This window comes from Fusibacter ferrireducens, assembly GCF_015352425.1.
GTDB classification, from domain to species: Bacteria; Bacillota; Clostridia; order Peptostreptococcales; family Acidaminobacteraceae; genus Fusibacter_A; species Fusibacter_A ferrireducens.
The window spans coordinates 149,384-172,488 of sequence record NZ_JADKNH010000012.1; the positions used below are offsets into that span (position 1 = coordinate 149,384).

The 23,105-nt window shown below is 38.5% G+C and carries 16 protein-coding genes, 2 pseudogenes and 1 riboswitch; of the genes and pseudogenes, 16 read left to right on the forward strand and 2 right to left on the reverse strand.

Features of this window, described 5'->3' with window-relative positions; all coding sequences use genetic code 11:
• The first annotated feature begins 197 nt into the window (after positions 1 to 197).
• From chvE to mmsB, 3 genes are all read left to right on the forward strand, one after another.
• Positions 198 to 1,265, forward strand: a complete 1,068-nt coding sequence (gene chvE, locus ISU02_RS18370) for a multiple monosaccharide ABC transporter substrate-binding protein (RefSeq protein ID WP_194703305.1) — start codon at positions 198 to 200, stop codon at positions 1,263 to 1,265.
• Positions 1,266 to 1,355: 90 nt separating this feature from the next.
• Positions 1,356 to 2,888, forward strand: coding sequence for a multiple monosaccharide ABC transporter ATP-binding protein (mmsA, locus tag ISU02_RS18375; RefSeq protein WP_194703345.1), 1,533 nt, complete (start codon positions 1,356 to 1,358; stop codon positions 2,886 to 2,888).
• A 14-nt stretch (positions 2,889 to 2,902) separates the two neighbouring features.
• On the forward strand, positions 2,903 to 4,078 hold the full coding sequence (mmsB, locus tag ISU02_RS18380; protein ID WP_194703306.1) for a multiple monosaccharide ABC transporter permease: 1,176 nt from the start codon (positions 2,903 to 2,905) through the stop codon (positions 4,076 to 4,078).
• A 183-nt stretch (positions 4,079 to 4,261) separates the two neighbouring features.
• Here mmsB and ISU02_RS18385 read toward each other — a convergent pair whose 3' ends face one another.
• Together ISU02_RS18385 and ISU02_RS18390 are read right to left on the reverse strand one after the other, a co-directional pair.
• The gene (locus tag ISU02_RS18385; RefSeq protein ID WP_194703307.1) at positions 4,262 to 6,277 is read right to left on the reverse strand and encodes an ABC transporter ATP-binding protein; all 2,016 of its coding nucleotides are present in this window, start codon (positions 6,275 to 6,277) and stop codon (positions 4,262 to 4,264) included.
• Positions 6,278 to 6,283: 6 nt separating this feature from the next.
• Positions 6,284 to 8,035, reverse strand: coding sequence for an ABC transporter ATP-binding protein (locus ISU02_RS18390; RefSeq protein ID WP_194703308.1), 1,752 nt, complete (start codon positions 8,033 to 8,035; stop codon positions 6,284 to 6,286).
• A gap of 212 nt (positions 8,036 to 8,247) precedes the next feature.
• Positions 8,248 to 8,349, forward strand: a riboswitch (purine riboswitch).
• A gap of 368 nt (positions 8,350 to 8,717) precedes the next feature.
• Here ISU02_RS18390 and guaB point away from each other — a divergent pair.
• From guaB to ISU02_RS18450, 13 genes and pseudogenes are all read left to right on the forward strand, one after another.
• Positions 8,718 to 10,187, forward strand: a complete 1,470-nt coding sequence (guaB, locus tag ISU02_RS18395) for an IMP dehydrogenase (protein WP_194703309.1) — start codon at positions 8,718 to 8,720, stop codon at positions 10,185 to 10,187.
• Between the two features lie 164 nt (positions 10,188 to 10,351).
• The gene (gene guaA / locus ISU02_RS18400) at positions 10,352 to 11,884 is read left to right on the forward strand and encodes a glutamine-hydrolyzing GMP synthase (protein ID WP_194703310.1); all 1,533 of its coding nucleotides are present in this window, start codon (positions 10,352 to 10,354) and stop codon (positions 11,882 to 11,884) included.
• Positions 11,885 to 12,010: 126 nt separating this feature from the next.
• Positions 12,011 to 12,982 (forward strand): tyrosine-type recombinase/integrase, encoded by a 972-nt coding sequence (locus ISU02_RS18405; RefSeq protein WP_194703311.1) that lies wholly within the window; start codon positions 12,011 to 12,013, stop codon positions 12,980 to 12,982.
• A gap of 616 nt (positions 12,983 to 13,598) precedes the next feature.
• A pseudogene (locus tag ISU02_RS24495) lies at positions 13,599 to 13,841 on the forward strand (S-layer homology domain-containing protein); the annotation flags it as partial.
• A gap of 87 nt (positions 13,842 to 13,928) precedes the next feature.
• A complete protein-coding gene (locus tag ISU02_RS18410) occupies positions 13,929 to 14,795 on the forward strand; it encodes a hypothetical protein (RefSeq protein WP_228727876.1) in 867 nt (288 codons plus the stop codon).
• A gap of 119 nt (positions 14,796 to 14,914) precedes the next feature.
• Positions 14,915 to 15,787: a hypothetical protein gene (locus ISU02_RS18415; RefSeq protein ID WP_194703313.1), complete on the forward strand. Its 873-nt coding sequence runs from the start codon at positions 14,915 to 14,917 to the stop codon at positions 15,785 to 15,787.
• A gap of 107 nt (positions 15,788 to 15,894) precedes the next feature.
• A pseudogene (locus tag ISU02_RS24395) lies at positions 15,895 to 15,963 on the forward strand (SEC-C metal-binding domain-containing protein); the annotation flags it as partial.
• 1,072 nt (positions 15,964 to 17,035) lie between these two features.
• The gene (locus tag ISU02_RS18425) at positions 17,036 to 17,254 is read left to right on the forward strand and encodes a hypothetical protein (RefSeq protein WP_194703314.1); all 219 of its coding nucleotides are present in this window, start codon (positions 17,036 to 17,038) and stop codon (positions 17,252 to 17,254) included.
• A 1,241-nt stretch (positions 17,255 to 18,495) separates the two neighbouring features.
• Complete coding sequence (locus tag ISU02_RS18430; RefSeq protein WP_194703315.1) at positions 18,496 to 18,690, forward strand: hypothetical protein; 195 nt, start codon at positions 18,496 to 18,498, stop codon at positions 18,688 to 18,690.
• 21 nt (positions 18,691 to 18,711) lie between these two features.
• Complete coding sequence (locus tag ISU02_RS18435) at positions 18,712 to 19,521, forward strand: hypothetical protein (RefSeq protein WP_207736412.1); 810 nt, start codon at positions 18,712 to 18,714, stop codon at positions 19,519 to 19,521.
• Entirely contained in the window at positions 19,514 to 20,902 is a 1,389-nt protein-coding gene (locus tag ISU02_RS18440) for a toprim domain-containing protein (protein WP_228727882.1), read from the forward strand. The genes ISU02_RS18435 and ISU02_RS18440 overlap by 8 nt, the downstream gene beginning before the upstream one ends.
• Positions 20,895 to 22,274, forward strand: a complete 1,380-nt coding sequence (locus tag ISU02_RS18445) for a DnaB-like helicase C-terminal domain-containing protein (protein WP_194703318.1) — start codon at positions 20,895 to 20,897, stop codon at positions 22,272 to 22,274. Before ISU02_RS18440 ends, ISU02_RS18445 begins: the two co-directional genes overlap by 8 nt.
• 473 nt (positions 22,275 to 22,747) lie before the next feature.
• Positions 22,748 to 23,071: a hypothetical protein gene (locus ISU02_RS18450; protein ID WP_194703319.1), complete on the forward strand. Its 324-nt coding sequence runs from the start codon at positions 22,748 to 22,750 to the stop codon at positions 23,069 to 23,071.
• Positions 23,072 to 23,105: the final 34 nt, after the last annotated feature.

Sequence of the window (23,105 nt, forward strand, 5' to 3'; positions counted from 1 at the left end):
AAACCCTTTGTTTTGTCAACTAAAAACCAGGACTGGATAATTTTGAGTTTAAAATTGTCTAGTCCTTTTCTTTTGTATACAAGATTATCTTAATTCTGTCTAGAAGATTATAATTTGCTCTATTTTTAAAAATGTTAACTTTATGTAAAGTTAGTGTGTACCTAATTGAACTATTTATTTAAGGGAGGATTAAGAGCATGAAAAAAACAGGCATATTGTTATTGATTATCATGATGATTGCATCGTTATTTGTGGGGTGTGCACAGAAAGCGGATGAAAATTTAATTGGTGTTTCAATGCCAACTAAATCATTGCAAAGATGGAATCAAGATGGTGCCAACATGAAGACAGAGCTTGAGAAAAAAGGCTATTCAGTTGAATTGTTGTACGCTGAAGATTCAGTAGATCAACAGATTAAAGATTTAGAAAATATGATTACAAAAGGCTGTAAAGTGCTAGTAATTGCATCTATCGATGGCGAAGCACTCAAAGGTGTTTTAGATGAAGCTGGTAAAGCGGGCATTAAAGTAATCGCTTATGACCGTTTGATCAAAGGCAGTAAATACGTAGATTACTATGCAACTTTTGACAACTATCTAGTGGGTGTCATCCAAGGTAACTACATCATCGAAAAATTAGGACTTGATAAAGGCGAAAAAGGACCATTTACAATGGAAGTCTTCGGGGGTTCTCCAGATGACAACAATGCATACTTCTTTAATGGTGGCGCAATGGATACGCTTGCACCTTACATCGAAAGTGGCGTTTTGAACATCAAATCAGGTCAAACAGAAATGGAACAAATTGCAATTCAAGGCTGGAAATCTGAAGGCGCTCAAGCGAGAATGGACAACCTTTTAACAGCATTTTATGCTGATGAATCTGTAGACGTTGTCTTATCTCCAAATGACAGTTTGGCTCAAGGTATTGTTGCTTCTTTAAGAGCTGCTGGTTATGGCACTTCAAGCAATCCTTTCCCTATCTTAACTGGACAAGACTGTGATACAACTAATGTTAAAATGCTTATCGCTGGTGAACAATCTATGTCAGTCTTCAAAGATACAAGAACACTTGCTGCTAAAGTAGTGGACATGGTTGAAGCAATCATGAAAGGAACAGAACCACCAATTAATGATACAAAAACATACGATAATGGCGTTAAAATCGTGCCTTCATATTTATGTGAACCTGTATTTGCGGATGTTAATAACTACAAAGCGCTTTTAATTGATTCAGGTTATTATACAGAAGATCAACTTAAATAAAGAATTGTTGATACATGCTGTGGTAATCTCAAATTGCCACAGCATATATTTTGTAAGGAGTATAACATGGCAGAAAATAAGCTTCCAAATATGTCGGAAAACATACTTGAGATGATTGATATCACCAAGACGTTTCCAGGTGTGAAAGCACTTGACTCGGTAAATCTAAAAGTTAAGAAAGGCGAGATTCATGCACTGGTGGGTGAAAATGGTGCGGGAAAATCAACTTTGATGAGTGTTCTTAGCGGCATTTACCCATATGGGAGTTACACGGGTGATATTCTATTTGAAGGTTCAATTTGCAATTTTAAAGATATAAAAGAAAGTGAAAAAAAGGGGATTGTCATCATCCATCAAGAACTTGCGCTAAGTCCCTATATGAGTATTGCTGAGAATATTTTTCTTGGGAATGAGCAATCCAATAAGGGGATTATTGATTGGAATAAGACACATTCTGAGGCCAAGAAGTTTATAGATCTTGTGGGGCTTAAAGAAAACCATAACACTTTGGTGAGAGATATCGGCGTTGGCAAGCAGCAACTTGTTGAAATTGCCAAGGCTTTGTCAAAAGATGTTAAACTTTTAATCTTAGATGAACCCACCGCCGCATTAAATGATGATGATTCAGAGCATTTGCTCAATCTTTTAATGAAGATCAATAAAGAAAAAGGGATATCTTGTATTATCATTTCACATAAACTCAATGAAGTAACTAAAATAGCGGATCAAATTACGGTGATCAGAGATGGTCGTACAATCGAAACTTTAGTCAAGCATGTAGATGAAATTTCTGAAGCACGTATTATCAGAGGTATGGTTGGACGTGATCTGACGGATCGATTTCCAAAGCGTACCCCTAACATTGGAGAAGTTAGATTTGAAGTAAAAAATTGGACGGTTTACGATCCAATGGATGAAACTCGAAAACGTATTGACAATGTCAATTTTAATGTTAAAAGGGGCGAAATTGTTGGGATTGCAGGACTCATGGGTTCAGGTAGAACGGAACTTGCAATGAGTATCTTTGGGAAAGCATATGGGAAGCACATCACGGGTGAACTCTATAAAGATGGTGAGCAGCTGATTGTAAAGGACGTTAGACAAGCCATACAGAAGGGACTTGCTTATGTGACAGAAGATCGAAAAACTGCCGGGTTGGTCTTAATAGAGGATATTAAGAAAAATGTCACCTTATCCAATCTTCAAAAAATCAGTAACTGGCATGTGGTCAATCAGAATAAAGAACTTGTAGTTGCAGAGGAGTATAGAGGCAAGCTCAATATTAAATCCTCAAGTATCCACCAGAAAACAGGGAATCTATCCGGTGGCAATCAGCAAAAAGTGGTTTTGAGCAAGTGGATTTTTTCTGAACCGGAGATTCTCATATTGGATGAACCCACGAGAGGGATAGATGTTGGCGCTAAATATGAAATTTATACAATCATTCAAAATCTTGCAAATGAAGGCAAGTCTGTAATCGTCATCTCTTCAGAATTACCTGAAATTCTAGGGGTTTGTGACCGTGTATATGTTATGAATGAAGGTAAGATCGTAGGTGAAATGGGTCGCTCAGAGGCAACTCAAGAAAGTATAATGGCTTGTATTTTACAAAGCTCTTCATAAAATGGAGGACAAACATGGACCGTATAAAAAATATATTTAAACAAAATATGAAGCAATATTCAATGTTGATTGCACTTATAGTCATCATGGCGATGTTTCAGATTTTAACAGGTGGGATCTTGTTAAAACCCATTAACGTATCTCGCTTGATCTTTCAAAACAGTTACATTTTGATCTTGGCAATTGGGATGCTCTTATGTATCTTGACAGGGGGTAACATTGACCTCTCTGTAGGTTCAATTGTAGCATTTGTCAGTGCGTTGTCAGCACTTTTCAGTGTGACATTTGGATTGCCGGTTTGGGTTTCCATTCCACTGGGGTTATTAGCAGGACTTGTTGCAGGCATGTGGCAAGGCTTTTGGATTGCATATGTGCGCATTCCACCTTTTATTGTTACACTTGCAGGTATGTTGCTCTTTAGAGGGATTAACAATATCATATTGGGTGGTCAAACGGTTTTATTACCAGAGGCTTACACGGTAATTTCCTCTGGCGTAATACCAGACTTTTTAGGTGGCTCGTCTAATATACACGTGACAACATTAGTGATTGGTGTTGCATTTGCAATTATGTATTGTGTAATCAGCTTTATAATACGAAAAGATAAAATGAAATACGATTTTGAAGTGGCTACAAGTAGTTTCTTTATTGCTAAACTTGTGGCGGTTTCATTAATAATTGTTTTATTCGCATATTGGTTAGCGCTTGCAAATGGCTTGCCATTCATATTGATTTTATTAGGCGTGCTCATTTTGATTTATTCATTTTTAACTAATAAAACTGTAGTAGGTAGACATATTTATGCCATGGGTGGTAATCAAAAGGCCGCTGCGCTCTCTGGTATTAAGACGAAACGCATTCTCTTTTGGGTTTATGCCAATATGGGTCTTTTAGCGGCAGTTGCAGGTATCGTTTTTGCAGGTCGTCTCAACTCGGCTTCACCGACGGCTGGTGATGGCTTTGAACTCGATGCAATCGCAGCATGCTTTATCGGTGGCGCATCTGCTACTGGTGGTGTAGGTACGATTATGGGTGCCATCATTGGTGGTTTCATCATGGGTATTCTCAACAATGGTATGTCCATTATGGGGATCAGTGTATTCTGGCAACAAATTGTCAAAGGTCTTGTGCTCTTAGCTGCAATCGCTTTTGATGTTTATTCCAAATATAAAACAAAGACAGCACATTAGCAAAGAGCATGTTTTAAACATGAACTCTCCTCAAGAGTTCTCCCCCTCACAATTCAACTAAAAAAGATGAACGCTCTGAGTAGAGGGTTCATCTTTTTTAGTTGAGCTTATTTTAATGGTCATCTGATCAGTTTGAAATTATTTTTGGTTCTCAGGCGTTGGCTATATGTCCCATGTGGCCTATTAAGCTTTCATTTGTAGCATATACAGATCATAATAGATACCTTCTTTACTGAGCAGTTCTTGATGTGTGCCGGTCTCTTTGATTTCGCCTCTGCTCATGACGAGGATTTTGTTGGCATGCTGTATGGTTGAGAGCCTATGCGCCACAATAATGGTTGTTTGTTTGTGAATCATCTTTTGAATAGCATCTTGAATCAAAAGTTCTGTTTCGGTGTCGATGTTGGAAGTGGCTTCATCGAGAATTAAGATTTTAGGTTCGAATACCAGCGCTCTGGCAAAAGAGAGCAGCTGTCTCTGACCAGAGGATAGTGTTGCGCCCCTTTCCACCACAGGTTCATCATAGCCATGTGGCAATTTAGAGATAAAGGTATCTGCATTTACATAGGTGGACGCCGTTTGGATTGCCTTTAAAGTAATCGCTTCTTCTTTAAGGCGGATATTGCTCTTAATATCACCTGAGAAGAGAAAGACGTCTTGGAGTACAATGCCAATTTTACGTCTTAAACTTGCAAGATCCATTTGCCTAATGTCTATGCCATCCACCAGAATAGCCCCTTTATGAATATCATAAAATCGATTGAGCAAGCTGATAATAGTTGTCTTGCCGGAACCGGTTGAACCCACTAGGGCAATTGTCTCACCTTTTTGAACCTTAAAACTGACGCCCTTGAGAACATAGTCTTCATCTTTTTGGGGATCATCTTGATAACTGAACCAAACATCTTTGAATTCAATGACGCCCTCAAAAGTTTCCTCTGGCAAAATCACGGGATTCTCAGGATTTTCAATGGGATTTTCTTCGTCAAGAAGCATGAAAACACGTTCTGCAGAAGCCATAGAGGACTGAAAGATGTTGAATTTTTCACTGAGGTCCATAATGGGTCTAAAAAACTGTTGCGTATAGGAAATAAAAGCCACTAGAACGCCAAGATCAACTGCGCCTCTGATGGCATCATTCCCGCCAAACCAGAGCAGTAATGCCAAAGAGATGGAGTAAACAAGGTTCATTGCAGGTCTAAAAATGGCATAAACCCTTGTCTCTGCCACAGAACTCTTAAGGTAGTCTTTGTTGATATCGTCAAATGCATTATAAATAGAAGTTTCTTTGTTAAAGATTTGAATGATCTTCATACCGTTGATGTTCTCAGCAAGTGTGGCATTGATTCTTGCGAGCTTCACTTTAACCTCTCTTTGAATTGCCCTTGCTTTCACTCTAAAGATTGAAGCGGCAATGAGAATGAGTGGGATGGTGCTCAGACAAATAACGGCAAGTTTCATATTGATCATGACCATGACCACCACGGTACCGCCCAAAAGAAAAAAGTCTTTAACCGATGTAATCAGGACATTGGTGAACATTTCATTAATATTGTTCATGTCATTGGAAACTCTTGTGACTAGGCGTCCCACAGGATTTTTATCAAAGAAACTCAAGCTCATGATCTGTAAATGATCAAAGAGAGCTTCTCTCAGTGTATAGACGATTTTCTGACTGGCATAATTGAGTAAAAGTGCATGGGTATAAGTCATCAAAAAGCTCAGTATCAGTAAACTGGCCAAAACCAAAGTCAGATTTTTGAGTAGGGATTTATGATGTGTCTTGAGCAATTGGATGGTTTCATCATCCAGAATACTACCATCAGGCAATTTATAAGAACCATTTGTTTCTGTGAGCACGGGCACAATTTGTGCGTCGTTATTCTTGATAAAAGTGTCCTTTAAACTTGGCAGAGCGTAGGTTGTTGCACCCACTGTAACTGTAGTGTTGTTTTGAAATTGATCTCTTCCCTCTGAAGGCACTTGATAGAACACCTGTGAACTCGGTGTTATAAATTCATCTATGGCCACTTTAATCACGTATGGCACTGCAAGGTCCACCCCTGTGACTGCGAGCATCATGATGATGCTGAAAAATAAAATGATGCCCTGTGACTTGGCATAGCTCAGCAATCGGAGCATGATCTTGCCATCAAAAGAGGTTTCTATATTTTGTTCGTTATGAATGGTTTTTTCCATGATACCTCACGACTCCTTTGCTATTTTTTCTTCTAATAATTGTTTTGTGTACATATCTTTGTAGATGCCATCTAGAGTCATCAGGGTTTCATGAGTGCCTCTTTCGACGATTTCACCTTGATCTAAAACGATGATTTGGTCGGCATCTTTTATGGTGGAAATACGATGTGCAACGATTAATGTGGTGGTGCCTGCAAGTTCTTCTTTTAAATGGCCTAGGATACTTTCTTCAGTTTTAGTATCCACGGCAGAGAGTGAATCGTCTAGCATGACGATGGGTGGCTTTTTGTAAAGCGCTCTAGCAATGGAAACACGCTGTTTTTGACCACCAGACATGTTGACACCACGTTCTCCAAGTTCTGTGTTGTAAGCTTCGCTAAAGGTCATGATTTCCTCATGGATTTGTGAAACTTCTGCTGCTGATCTGATTTGATCATCCTCTAAAGTTTCGTTTGCAAATCCAATATTATAGGCAATGGATTTTGAAAACAGAAAATTGTCTTGCGGCACATAGCCGATTTGGTCCCTTAGAGCTTTAATGGGCAGATCGTTGAGATCCTTATTGTTATAGAAAATCGTTCCGTCATCCACGTTGTAAAGTTTAAGCAACAGATTCATAAGCGTGGTTTTCCCACTGCCGGTCTTGCCAATAATGGCAACGGTTTCTCCTCTTTGAACAGAAAAATGGATGTTTTTGAGAACAGGTTCTTCTGCCCCGGGATAAGTGAAAGTCAAATTTTTGACATCAATAGTTGGGACGAATGGATATAGATCTAAAAGGTGATTTGCATCGGCAATTTCAGGCTCGGTTTCGAGGATGACGTTGATACGCCTTAAGGAGACTTGACCTCTTTGAATCATGTTGTAGACGAACCCAAGCGCCATCACAGGCCACGTGAGCATTCCCACATACGTGATAAAGGTGACGAACTCGCCAATGGTGATGACCTGATCTATAACTAATGTGCCGCCATAGACAAGTGAAATCAATGTACTTGTGGTAGCAATAAATCCGACTAAGGGTTGAACAAAGCCAAATAGCTTTACAAGGTTCATATTGGCGTCAAAGTTTTCTCGACTCTTTTCATTGAAATGATCCAAGGTCTTTTTTTCCATGACAAATGACTTGATGATTCGAATGCCAGAAAAAGCTTCTTGAACATTGTCTGTTAAATCTGAAAAAGCTTCTTGAACGCCCTTGAAAAGGTTCTGAATGTGTTTGCCAAGCGCGATGATGAAGAAGGCAATGAGTGGTAACGGCAAGATCGCCAGTAGCGTTAAATTGAGATTAACCCTTGTGATCATGAGGAAAATGGTCATTACGCCCATGAACATGGCATCTATAAACATGACGACACCTGGACCAAAAGCCATTCTGACAGAGTTGACATCATTGGTACAATGCGCCATGAGATCACCTGTCTTATGGTGATTGTAATAGTTGAGCGGTAGTTTTTCCAAATGTTCAAAGATTTGATTTCGCAGACTGTACTCCAGCTTCTTGGAAGTGGTAATGATGGTCATACGCCATCCGAATCGGCCTACTGCAACGAGCACGGCAATCCCTACAACGGCAAACATGTAAAATGGGATTTTATCTGCTGTGAGATTGCCAGACATTAAAGTATCTGTGAAATTACCGATGATTAGAGGTGTAACCAACTGCAATGTGTCAATGACCATAAGTAATAAAATACCGAAAATATACGCTGGAATATAGCGCTTAAGGTGGGGCATAATATATTTTAAATCGTTCATAGAGATCCTCCTAAAATTCATATTAATATCATAGCATAGTTTTTAGTAATCCGTGCAAAATTGACAACCAAAATAAGTGAAAATGTGGTTACATAAAATTAACAAATTCATCATTTTTATTTGTGCGCGCACTGTTGACAAACCCCTGTAAACGTGATAATTTGAGTATTAATAAAAAAATACAGCAAAGCGAATTATAGTTTTATTTATATACAAAAATATTCGCAAATACTCATATATTTCCGAAATGATGGCTTGGATGTCTCTACGCAGTTGCCGATAATTACTGCACTATGGGTTGTAGCTTTTAATTTTTACAAAATCATTATCCCTTGGGGATGATGGTGTAAATCTTTTTAGGAGACAACCTCTATATACTATAGAAGGTTGTTTTTTTGTTATAAATCATTTGTCTTGGCTCAGGTCAGAGATATAGTGCTTAGATGACGCCCGTCGGTTAGACGAGGTGGGGGTGATCAAGCAAGACAGAGACTAGCAAGGATTATAATGATTTATGATTTGAGCTGTAAGGTTTTATTCGAGACATCAATAGGTACTTGGGTTGAGATAACAAAGGATAAATCCAATGGTCTCATATTAAAGTGTGTCATTATCAAAGTGTGTCATTTCAAATAGGAGTTTGAAAGTTGAGTTTTTTACTTTATTTTAAGGAGGCTTATTAATGGAAGGAAAGTTGATTAAAGAAGGGTTAACGTATGATGACGTTTTATTGATACCCCAGAAGTCGTATGTTTTACCTAATGAAGTCAGTACAAAGACTCAGTTGTCTAAGAAAATTACGTTGAATATACCGATCATCAGTGCAAGCATGGATACCGTGACCGAGTCCAAGCTTGCGATTGCCATTGCAAGAGAAGGCGGTCTTGGTATCATTCACAAGAACATGAGTATAGCGCATCAAGCACTTGAAGTGGACAAAGTAAAGCGTTGCGAACATGGTGTCATTGTAGATCCTTTCAGTTTAACACCAGATCATATCGTTCAAGACGCAGAAAACCTAATGTCTAGGTATAGGATTTCAGGTGTGCCAGTAGTAGATGCCGATCATAAACTTGTGGGTATTATCACCAATAGAGATATTCGTTTTGAACCGGATATGCAAGCACGCATTGGCGATGTCATGACTAAGGATATTCTTGTTACGGCACCAGCCGATATTTCACTTGAAGATGCAGAAAAAATACTGCGTAAACACAAAATCGAAAAATTACCTTTAGTGGATGAAGATGGGACTTTAAAAGGTCTTATCACAATAAAAGATATCGAAAAGACCATTAAATATCCTAACCGTGCGACGGATTCAAAGGGTCGTTTACTTGCAGGGGCAGCTGTGGGTATCGGTGCAGATATGCTTGAGCGTACAGAAGCGCTTTATAAAGCAGGCGTTGACATCATCGCTTTGGACTCCGCTCATGGTCATAGCATTAACGTTATCAATGCTGTAAAAACCATCAAATCGAAATTCCCAGATCTTGAAATTATCGCAGGCAACGTGGCAACAGCAGAAGCAACTGTGGACTTAATCGAAGCAGGTGCTGATTGCATCAAAGTGGGTATCGGCCCGGGTTCAATCTGTACCACTCGTGTGGTTGCAGGGATAGGCGTACCTCAGGTGACTGCTGTGTATGACTGTGCTAAAGCGGCAAAACCTTATGGCATCCCTGTGATCGCAGATGGTGGCATTAAATTCTCAGGCGATCTACCGAAAGCAATTGCGGCTGGTGCTCATGTGGTCATGTTGGGCTCACTTTTTGCAGGCACAGAAGAGAGTCCAGGTGAGATCGTGATGTATCAAGGCAGAAGTTTTAAAATGTACAGAGGTATGGGATCAACAGCTGCCATGGAAGCCGGATCAAAAGATCGTTACTTCCAAAATGATACGAAAAAATTCGTACCAGAGGGCGTTGAAGGTCGTGTACCATACAGAGGCTATTTAAAAGATATCATTTATCAGTTGGTAGGCGGATTGAAGTCCGGTATGGGTTATTGCGGTACTGCCACGCTTGAAGATCTAAGAGAGAATGGCAAGTTCATACGCATTACCAATGCAGGCCTTAGAGAGTCGCATCCACATGATATTTCGATCACTAAAGAGCCACCTAACTACAGTGTTTCAAGTAGCGATAATTAAGACTTAATGAATTGCCCTATTATAATTGCGTAAGAGATGTTATCCCGTAGTCTTACATGATATAATAATAGGGCATCGTTTATGCATATAAATCATAAAGGCACGTTGTGAGGGCATATCGCGTTTATGAATTAGAATAATATATCTTTTAGGAGGCTTCATTCATGAATAATGAATTGATCATGATCGTAGATTTTGGGGGGCAGTATAATCAGCTCATCGCCAGAAGAGTAAGGGAAGCAAGTGTGTACAGCGAAGTTGTTTCTTGGAGAAATGCACTTGAAAAAATTAAAGAAAAACAACCAAAAGGGATCATCTTCACAGGTGGACCAAACTCAGTTTATTTAGAAAATGCACCAACACTGGATAAAGAAATTTTCGAACTAGGCATTCCTGTCCTTGGCATCTGCTACGGCATGCAGTTGATGTCACAAGTTTTAGGCGGCAAAGTAGAACGTGCGACACAACAAGAATACGGCAAAATCAAATTAAATGTACCTACTAGCACGGGTCTTTTCAAATCTATTGAAGATCAGTCACAATGCTGGATGAGCCATTTCGACTATGTTAAAGAAGCGCCAGCAGGATTTGAAATCATAGCGACAACAGACAACTGTCCTGTGGCAGCCATGGCAAATGTGGAAAAGAATCTCTATGCGGTTCAGTTCCATGCAGAAGTGGAACATACACCTTTTGGCAGACAAATGATCAAGAACTTCTTATATGAAGTTTGCGACTGTGCTGGCGACTGGAACATGGGCGACTATGCTGCGAACATGATCGAGAGCATCAAGCAAAAAGTAGGCGATAAGAAAGTACTCTGCGCGCTTTCAGGTGGTGTGGATTCATCTGTTGCGGCAACTATGGTACACAAAGCGGTTGGCAATCAACTTACTTGTATCTTCGTCGATCACGGCTTACTTCGTAAAAACGAAGGCGATGAAGTCGAAAAAGTATTTGCAGAGCAGTTTCACATGAATTTCATCAGAGTGGACTGTGCAGATCGATTCCTTGGCAAACTCAGAGGCGTCTCTGATCCTGAAAAGAAACGCAAAATTATCGGGGAAGAGTTCATCAGAGTCTTTGAAGAAGAAGCGAATAAACTTGAAGGTATTGACTTCTTAGTACAAGGCACTGTTTATCCCGATGTCATCGAAAGTGGTACGGATACTGCCGAAGTCATCAAGAGCCATCACAACGTAGGCGGTCTTCCAGAAGACATGCAGTTTGAACTGATAGAACCTTTGAGAGATCTATTTAAAGATGAAGTAAGACGCGTGGGTGAAGAGATCGAAGTACCGAGCCATATCGTTTGGCGTCAACCTTTCCCAGGACCAGGTCTTGCCATCAGAGTATTAGGCGAAATTACAGATGAAGCACTACACCTCGTAAGAGAGTCAGATGCGATTTTAAGAGACGAAGTAAAAAAAGCCGGTCTTGAAAGAGACATCTGGCAATACTTCACCGTCCTGCCTAACATCCGTTCAGTGGGCGTTATGGGCGACGAGAGAACTTACTCACATGCCATTGGCATCAGAGCCGTTACGTCTATAGACGGGATGACTTCTGACTGGGCGAGAATCCCATATGAAGTGCTCGATAAGATTTCCTCTCGGATTGTGAATGAGGTTCAAGGGGTGAATCGAATTCTTTATGATGTGACGAGTAAACCACCGAGTACGATTGAGTGGGAATAAGGAATTGCTGTGTTTGCAACGGTTGTAGCTATTAAAAAATCATAAAAAACACTGAGGTAGTCGGTAGATTTTCGCAGTTTTGCGGTAATCAGAACCGACTACTTTTTATTTTTTGAGGAGGCTACGATGTTAGAAAACCCAGTGGGAAAACCGATGGTGACAAAGAGAAGGAAAAGGCTATTAGATTGTAAGGTAGCGGATATACCTTATGATGATTTGCATAAGATGTATATGACCGATTGTCGTTTGAGAGGGATTAGTGAGATTACAATCAAGGGGTATGAGTTTGCCTATACTTATTTCAAGAAGTTTGCTGGTGAGGATTTGCTTTGTAGTGATATTACACAAGACCTTATCAATGGGTATGTATTGAGTTTAAAAGACAGATTAAAGCCTGAAACAGTTAACTCATATCAGTTTAAGATTAGCCCAGTTATAAGATATGGGACTAAAAAGGGATATATAAAGGATACTATTGAGTTTACGCATTTAAGGGAACAAGAGCATATCAAGGAAATATACAGTCAAGAGGAACTTAAAAGGATATTGAAAAGACCAGAAAACCCTACCTTTGCGGAGTATCGCAATTGGGTTATATGCAATTTTCTACTTGCAACTGGTGTCAGGGCCAAGGAACTTAGGGAACTTCTCATAAAAGATGTAAACCTAGAACAAGGTTATATTTCGCTATGTCATACCAAAAATCGTAAAGCTAGAATGGTACCTATCCCATCGACCTTACATTCGATATTGATAGAGTATATTAGTATCAGAGATGGTGCAGATACTGAAACGCTATTTTGCAATGTATTTGGAGAGCCTTTGGAAAGAACTACACTACAATATTGTGTCATAAAACATTGTAAAAAGTGTGGTGTAAGAAAGCATAGTTTACACTTGTTTAGGCATACATTTATTACACTTAGCGTTCGTAAGGGGATGTCTCCGATTTTATTGAGGAGGATTACAGGACATAGCAATTACAAGATATTGGATAACTACTATCACCACAATGTAACGGACTTGGTTAACTCTGTGGATGAGTACAATCCATTGGAGGATTTTAGACCTAAAAAGAAAAGTATACAGATGCGTTAATATATTTAAAAGGGATAAATTGTTACAAGTTAAGTTAATGCTTAAGTACAGACAGTTTGATTTTTTTGTTTTACTATTGGTTAAGACTAATAGGTAACTAAGAATAGAGATTAAAGTTCTAAGGTTTGATTTAAATTGAAAAATCATCTGTTAGAAAGGCACGTTTGTCTAGTATTATCAATGATTTGAGCTATTTTGATTTTTGTTGAAAAATTAGTGGTATGTAAATGTAGCTATAATCTAGGATTAGAAGGTTTTTCAAGAAAATATATTCTGAGTTACAATTTTACTCCTAGTGTTTTAGTGATGGGTGTGTTGGGTCCTACTACTGTTTTCAAGTGGTTTTAATTCATAGGGTCGTAGACCCTATGAATTAGGTTTTTTTTAATACACTGCATTAGCAGTGTATTAACTTGTATTAGTAAGTTTCAAGCATTGTATTTATTTGATATAGCTGGATTTACTAATTTAGGGTGTTACCTTTCTACCGTTTTCCATCACCTTACTACACAAAAAATCCATTTATTATCATCTTTCTACATAATACTCCTGTAAAAACCTGTATCTATCAGTATCTACAGGTTATAATTAAATATAACAAACTTAGGGGGATAAAATGAATAAGATATCAAAAATAATAATCAATACAGTATTAGCAACAGCACTAACATTATCAGCAGTACCAGTATATGCAGAGGACACTAATGTTAGTAATATCCAAGCCCAAGCCACAGTAAAATCATTCCCGGATGTACAAGACGGACAGTGGTTTACTGAGTGGGTAACAAACCTAGCAAACCGTGGAGCAATCTCTGGTTTCCCAGATGGAACTTTTGGTCCAAACAAGTCAATTACGAGAGCAGAGTTCATCAAAATTGCTATCTCCACTGCTGAAGGTGGTAGTTTCTATGAGGGTACTCACTATGACGGACACTGGGCGAGTGGTATGTATGACTATGCAGTAGAGAAGGGTATTGTTAAGAAGTATGAGATTGCCCCAACTGCTGAGTCATTAAACCAACCAATCAACCGTTATGAGATGGCACGTATCATGATTAGGATTAACGAGAACATTCAAGGTGAATCAAAGACATCTATCACAGGTGTAGACCAAAAGATAGCTGACTATGATAGTGTACCCCAGACGTATAAGTACTATGTAGAACAAGCGTTTATGAAGGGTATGTTAACCGGTAAAACAGGTGGTATCTATGATGGTTCATCAGGTGGTACACGTGCTGAGGCTTGTGTAATGGTAGTGAAGATGGTGGAACAGTCTAAGAGGAGCGAAGTAAAAATCGAGTCCGAGGTAACTAATCCAAGCGGTGGTAGCAGTGTAGTAGCCCCAAGTGCGAGTGAGATAAAGGTAAATAGCCAAGGTCAGATGGTAGTAGACCAAGCGAGATTTTTCATTGAATCCACTATGAAATCTGTCAAGATGTACGAGCAAGGCGGCAAATACTATGTATCTGTAACCTATGCAGAGTTACCAAGTTCAGACTACCGTTGGAAACCGGGTTTATATGTGTATGATACAAGTGGTACTTATCTATATTACGCTGATGCAAAAGAAATGATGGGTGATACTGGTACACAAGTATATGAGTTAACGGGTATCACACAGGCTCAAATGGATGCTGGTGCGAGTGTAAGATTCACCCTAGAAAACCGTACAAAAGACAACCCACATGGTTCCATTCTAATGTCTCTTGACTCAAGTATGGGTGGTAAAATCTATCAAAACTACGCGGATACGAATAGTGCAGAATGGACTAACTTCAACACTTCTAGTATCTTTGGTGGATTGCAGTAACAAACGATATAAGCAAACAGAATAAGGGGTCACACGGTGACCCCTTTATTATCTACATTGTACATATCTTTACTTTTCTTTATACTGGAAACAAGTACAGTATAAGGAGAAGTAAGCATATGTTAATAACAAGACACAACCTACCAAAGGGTAGTAAGGCGATAATAGTGGGTGATATGATGAGTAAGATATTACTATCATCGGCAAAAATACTAGCCGATGAACAGGTAAGTATAGATACTTTAACCATAGAGGATACAGATGATGTACTTTATCTTTGTGGTCACGGCAATAAAGATAATAAAACCATAGGTAAACGTAGTATGAAAGAGATAGCAGAGTTACTCGTTAATGCGGGTTACAAAGGTTTTCAACCTATCTATGTTACTTCTTGTGATAGTTATGGTATGTTGAGGTTACTTGATTTTCATTTACAGGTATTACTACAAGATGCTGGTGAGATGACATTAGATAACATTGACAATACTAACTTAGAGTATGTAAGTGGTAATGCCGATGGAAGCACAGTCACTTTAAAAGAGGGTGATGAAAATGTGCTGTATGTATTAAAGGCAGAGGGTATAGTTGATAAAACCATTATTAATCTATCAATGTTAAAGCAGAGTATCTTTCACGAGAAATCTGAACATGTAGATAGGTACAAGAGGAAGCTCATATCTAAGGAGTACCACCTAGGTCAGTTCACCACTGTTTCAAGTGTTGTAGCTGTATTCTTAGCCTTTGTATTGTTATCTATTGTCTTAGTAGCACAATTCTTAACTGGTTTCACAGTAGTGTATAAATCAGTTGTTCTAGGGAGTATAATCGTCCTTGTAATTCTTGATATGATAACAAGGAGATTAACTAAGGGTACTATCGACACTGCTGTACATAGGTACAACCTAGATAAATTAATAGGTCTGACGGTGATACGTTACTTTGTGTATATGTATCTACTTATAATAAGTACCGGGGTTATAAAAAACGTATAACCCTTGTCATAACTAGATAAGATGTAGCTACCTGACCATTGAATTAAACCAGTGTAGTGGTCAGGTAAGAGGGTTAAATTAAGAGAGGAGCGTATAGTATGAGTAATAAAATAGGACGAAATGACCCTTGCCCTTGTGGTAGTGGGAAAAAATATAAGGAATGTTGTTTAAATAAAGGTGGTAAGTGTAGTGCTTTATTTAATCTAACCAAGGAAATTTATAAAACAGATTTAAAACCACAGTATGATAATAGGGGGTTGAAACCTCAAACTCTGATACAATTAAAGTTTGAACTACCTTTTTTTATAGCTAGGGATTGTCATGTGTATACTACCTTTGGTAGTAAGGAGGGTGAAGCGGTTAGCGTACTTTTTATAAACAAACCGGTAAAGAATAATTTAGGGGTGGCATTCGATGGTACTGACCTCGGTGGAGTTCCTTTTAATATAGATAATACTGTTGTTGATGTTTCACAAGCTTACATCACAGTTATTGAGATAACATATGCCACAATTCATGATTATGCTACTGTCGTAAGTAATAATAGAGAATATATCGGTGTAGCTTATGATAGCATGTTGGATATATTGAATAATGTTATAAATGCATATCAAGTGAAGACAAAAGATTATAGTGTACATTACTTAACAAAGGAAATGATAGACTTTTTAATACCTTCTCGAATAATTTCAGTAGATACTTGGGATGTATATATTAGTTATCAGCAAGTAAGACCATTCAGAGAGTATCATAAATTTAAACTGGAATTAAGTGATACTGAGGACTATCTAAGATTACTAACGCTAAGTATTAATGGAGAAAATCCGTTTATATATTTAGAAAAGCATATATTAGCAGCTAGACGGTATCTAACCAAAGGTTTTTACCAAGAAGCCGTTATTTATGCACAAATGAGTGTTGAATCTTTTCTTAGAACATTGTTCAAAGAGTTGTTGCTAACTGAGGGATTAACTGATGCTGAAATACAATTAAAGTTAGAAGATACAAGTTTTATGAGTATGATAAAGAAAGAATTATCTCAGCGTATAGGGGGTAATTGGAATGTTGATTCAACTGGTGAGGTTTCGAAATGGTACGAACACACATATCTTGTTCGTAATAGAGTAGCGCATACGGGTTATTTACCAACTTTTGAGGAAGCTGACAACGCAGTTTTCCACGCTGTTGAACTAAAAACGTGGGTAATAAAACAACTTCGAAAGAAGAAAAAGCAGTATCCGAAGTTAAATGAGTATTTCACAAATCAGTTTAAGTAGAGCAGGCAGTGGCGATACTGAGCGTTATGAGTATGAGTGTCCTTGTGGAGAGGGTAAAATCATTGAGGAGCATGATAATATACCGGGATTCAGAGACCATAGTGTATTCTTCAGATGTGATAAGTGTAATGAAAAATACAAGTTTGACTTATCTAAGGGTGTAAGAGGTTGGGAACTTGTAGAGAAATAAATTCTAATATTGATTATGTTGAGCCAGATCCGCTTCGCGGATCTGGCTCTCTATGTCTCTAAAATGAAAATTATATCTAATTACTGCTTAAGAAAAGTTTGTAACTAAGCATACAGATAATCGCTACTAATGTGAAACAAAGTGAAAAAAATGATATGTGTATATTCGTGTGTTCTAGTGTTTACAAAGGTTTTAGTGTTTTAGGTGTTGTCTGAAAAAAAAGATAGTGGAGATATAGGTGTGTCGGGTGTTTGGGTCAAGTTTTATCAAAAAGTGTGTTTGGGAGATGGAGTTTTGAAGGAGGTGAATGGAAGTAATGGGGCCAGGCATGCAAATAGGTGTTGCAATCTGTTTTCAAGATTTTCTATAAGGTAGGGCTATGCCCTACCTTATTTTTTTATAGTACATATCTAAGATATGTACTAACTTGTATTAGCAAGACCTTGAAAACAGCAGATACAAACTATCACTGCATTTGCCGCCCAACCTTATCAGGTTACTACACAATTGCATTAGGTTACTACACAATAATATCAATCAATTGTTAGGTTACTACACAAAAATCAAAATAAGTGCCCAATAAGGCACTTTTACAATAAGTAATTTTATGTTTTTTTGTACTCTAATTTGTCAATAAGGAGTAGAGCTAACCCGTATCACATATGACTTTGTGGTTCTTAATGGATTGTTTTTATACCCTGAAACGTAGTGAAATCAATCGTTTAACGCAAAAAAAATGTTTGACAAACAAACCTCTGATAGTGTAAGCTCATTACACAACCGAGAGATAAATAGTCAAAACTCATTTATATTTTAACATATGATGAGGGTGTTTGACAAGAGGTAATTTTTAGAGTTAAGGGGATGAAAAATTTGAGTTACACAGAGCACAGTTGTTTGGATGTTAAGGTTGATGCATCCATATGTATCAATGATGCAGTCCGATGGTTAGCACACACGTGCGAGATTGATAACACAGAGGTCTGGTCACGCATTATGGTTGGTGACTGCGATAGCTGGGATGAGTTGGATTTTAAAAGGAGATATCAAGAGATAAGGTCCGACTTTCTTATCGAGCATCAACTAAAGCAACTTAGATTGCTGTAAGAAAGTAACTGCAACGGTTACAGTTAAATAGTCAAAAGTGAAATGGACACTTTTGACCAATGATTAACAGGCAAAAAGGAAACTGAACATATATAGATACAAAAATAGAAATATAAAGTAGAGGGGGTGTAGAGATGAAAGGGAAAAAAACGACAGAAATGACAGAAACTCAGACTGTGACTACGTTTGAAGCCATAGTACAGATGCCGAAAGGCATCTTGGATGAGCTTAGGATGTATGGACTTGAATGGCTAGATGAAGCACACGTAGACTTAGGTACAGGTGAGGTAACTCTGAGTGTATCAATGACACACGGCCCAACAATATAGGTATAGAGGGAGTTGTAAGGGGTGGTAAAGGGTACTAAGTGTAGTCTAGTAATTCCAACTGTTAAGGGGTTGCTAGACTACTATAACACGATAAAAATCTACGATGATAGTGTTTGTCATCTGCTAGCAGATGACAAGGGTGTGAATACAATGATGGTGATTAGTCTATTTAGCTACATCTATCATCATTGTGAGTGGACCGAAAAGGGTCTATATCAGTTCAAAATGGCTGATTTTAAACGGTTTAGGGGTCATACACACGGAAAATATGCAATAGACTTAGGTAGTGAGCTGAAAGCTCTTGAGGGTGTTGATTGTGTTTTTCAAGGGGTTGTACGTCAGCTTGCTGACGTGGATATCAAGGGTAGATACGTGACTGTCAAGTCACGTTATATCAAGGACTTAATAGGGTCTATGCAGACCCTATCCTTGAAAAAAGATGGGACCCATAAACCCAGCTATACCAGTTTGATTAAGACCTCAATCTTGAAAGAAAGAAGTCATAGCAGAGCTGAGATAGTAATAGAGTTATGCAAATTAGTAGAACGCAGGGGAAAATCTGAAGATAAAGTGCATACATCCCATATTAAGGTTAAAACGCTATTAGAGCGTTGTCCAACGCTGTTAAGTAGGTACAAAAATGCACACTCAAACAGTAGGCGTAACAATATGATACGTGACGATATATCAGAATCGTTAGAGATGATTGAAAAACATACAACACTGAATCAAGAGTTTAAGGATGTTGAGGTTGTATTACCTCAACGGCAAGACATGGATATGAATGCAGTTATAGAGATAAGACACAGGGGGAGATTTGAAAATGATTAAGGTAGATTTAAACAATGAGGGGCCCGTAAGACTAATGGAATTGGCTATAAGTCTTGCAATGGTGGGCAACAAAAGCTTTGAGGGTGTGATTGATGACGCTGAAATCAAGGCGATGATGGAGAGAACACAGGAATATAGTGTGCCCAAGATACCACAGGAGTTGTTTTTAGGCATGGGTTATAAAGAGCGTATAGTGGCACTCAAAAAACACTTTGAAACATTGATGATTAAGTGTTATCAGGTAGTAGATAACTACATACCTGTAGTGGATGAAAAAAGTCGTAAATTAAACGAAGAAGTCAAAAAGGCTTCATCAATGATTGCTAGAGCTGTTAATAATGATATGGGATTTGGAACTGCATTGATTAGATGTTTTTTGCACAACGACAATAACCCATCTATGACGTGGGCTAATGAAAAGCACGGATGGCACTGTTTTGCGTGTATGCAGAGGGAGGATGTCGAGAAAGGCAACATTATATTTGATTTATATAATTATCTACAGTGGAGACACGGATTTAAGGGCTATAACAAGTTTAAAAATGCTTACGAGATGGCGGTACACCTATTTGTCGAGGATGGTGAAAACATTGAAAATCCTTACGAGGAGAGTACAAAGCAGAAAGAGCATTCACATTTTATAGCTTATACACCGAGGATGAATAGGGTAAGGCATTATAGCTTTCATCATCCTTTATCGACTGAGGGTCTAGAAATCTGTGCTGAGAAGCTTGAAGAACGTGGTATATCAATGGCTACAGCTAATAAGCATAGTGTGATGTTGTGGATGCATAACACAAAAGAGGGCAAGTTTTTGGGAGCCGTGTATTGGATATTTTTAAATGACGATGGTAGTTATACACGCAGGTTAGCTGCTGTTGATAAAAGTACACGGGCAAGGCTTAATATGCATCCTGATGCAGATAAATGGAAAAATCCAGCTAAACAAAGTCAAGGAGTGTTTAACCAAAGGATTTTAAATCACTGTAGGCAGTGGGATGAAGTCTGTTTTGTCACAGAGAGTGCAATTGATGCTTTATCTGTTGAGGAGCTTGGATTTCACGCAGTTGGCACTAACAGTGTGAAAAACGTGCATAGATTTCTCAAAGAAAATGTGGATACAGATGCTGATATTAAGCTGATTTGTCTGTTAGATAATGACGAGCCGGGTCGTAAGATTGCAAAACTATTTGTCAATCGCAACCTGTTTGTACCTGATTATTTAGAGCTTGATTATGATGGTGATAGATGGTTGTCAAAGCACAAGGACATTAATGAGGCATTGGTGGCTGATAGAGATAAAACTTTGGATGAGTTACAAGCCTTGGAACAAGAAGCGCTAGAATACTATACACATTTGGAGGATAAGATAGATGAGTAAAATACAATTTGTAGGGCAATTCGGGGATGGTTCCATCCCCGAGTACCTAAGGGAACTTGAAAACACGGTGGAACCAACCACAGAAACACTACAACAAAGCCCAACGGAAGAACCTAAAGGACAAGCTATATCAGTAGCTACAGGGGTTGAACAACCTATACAAACAGGACCCAATAATCAGGTTGAGAACACAGTACCATCTGATTTGAATATTATACAGGGAGAAGATAATAAACCTGATACAACCGAAAATACAAAGGTACAACAGGGTCAATCAGAGGACTATTACAACGTCAAACAACTAAGTAGTTTTGCTTTAGGGACACTAAATAACCTTGAAAACTTAACCAAGTACATTGCAGACACCCCTTTGACAATATCTACACAAATACCTGACCTTGACCACGTGCTTGGAGGGGGTCTGCCTTGTGGTATTACAGTAGTTGCAGCATCTCCGGGCATTGGGAAAACTACTCTGCTCCTACAATCAGCAGCTGAGATGGCTCGACAGGGTACAACGGTAGTCTATGTATCATATGATATGCGTAGTGCGGCTTTGCAAGCTAAAGTAATTAGTCATCAGTCATATAAAATTTTTGACGAGGACTGCTATACAATCAGAGATATATTAAAGGATAACGTACTTGCAAAGTCTGACGATGACAAGGTTCGAGAACTACGTAAGACACTTGTTTCAGAACAGGGTAAACTACATATCCGTGACCTTGTTGTTGATGATGATTTTAAGGACTATTTAAATGGTTATAGCAGTTTAGGTGGTCTGACACAGCTACAAAAAATTATTGAGGTATACTGCCAATCATTTGATGATGTAGTGATTATGATTGACAGTCTGCAACAGCTTGCTATTTCAGAGCATTGTACTGGTAAGGAGGGGGTTGACCGTCTATTGGCGCAAATTAAAGTGTTGTCAGGGATGTATAATGTGCCAATTTGCCTTGTATCAACATTAGCGCGTAGTGGCTATACAAAGGACAAAGACATTGGAATAACTGACCTCAAGGAAAGTGGAGCTGTTGAATATGATGCTGATGCGATTTTGATTATGCAACCTGCTTACATTAAAGAGGGTGAAGATATCACTATGGATGACTTTAAATCTGAGAAGTATAGGGCCACTTTGATTAAATGTGTAAAATCAAGGCACTCCGAATATCGAGAAAAAGTGATGATGCTTTATGGAGCTGGCTGTACATTTATAAGTGAGGATGAGTATGAACAGAAGACGGGTGAGGTTAGGTCAAAGCCAAATGGGAAAAAAGGTAGTAGTCGGGGGCGGCAACCTAAGGATGGTGTGAAAAAGGAAACAAAAAGAGATGATTTACCCGAAAATATGGGTTTATTATCGTGATTTAGAAACCTGTGTAACAGTGATGTTATATGGGTTTCTTTTAGTTTTTGTGTAGAAACCTGACGATTTAGGACAATTTTTGTGTAGAAACCTGATGATTTTGTGTAGAAACCTGACGGGGTGAATTAGCTGTTAGTGGTATTGGTGTGACTGCTGTTTTCAAGTCGTTCTTAATACAAGTTAATACATATACTTTAGTATATGTATTACTAATGAGTAAGGGGCTACGCCCCTTACTCGATAAAAGATAATCTTGAAAAATAGTATCCAGAGCCCATTAACCCCAACCCTACGATACCCCCCTGTCCCACACTCCGCATCTTCAAAAACTCAAAGCCACATAACTAAACCCCCAAAAAAAACAAATGGACACATAACCAAAAATTATAGTCATAAATAGCAAACTAGCAACATATATATCAATTTTTGAGGCACATGACACCTATATTAATTATGAAAAGGTGGTGAAAAGAATGTGTAATTTAATATCAAAAGCATCATTGGTTCTCGGAATTAATTGCGCAGATGCAACTCTTTTGGCGGTAATGCTAAACAAGGGCTTGGGCACTCTGCAGATTGACCTAGATAGGGATAAGTTAGGTAACAAGTTAACCATCTCAGCATGGCTTGATGACAATGAGGATAATCCTCCAAATTGGAGTCCTGTCGAGGTTATGGACGAAAAGAACTCAGAAATGAGTTATCAAGAGCTAGCAGAAAGACTTGGACTACTAAGCAAAGAGAGTTTTGAGAAAAAAAGCAATCAATACTACGATGGTGAACCAATACCGTTCTAGACCCAGAGGGGCGCAAGCCCCTCTATAAGAAAGT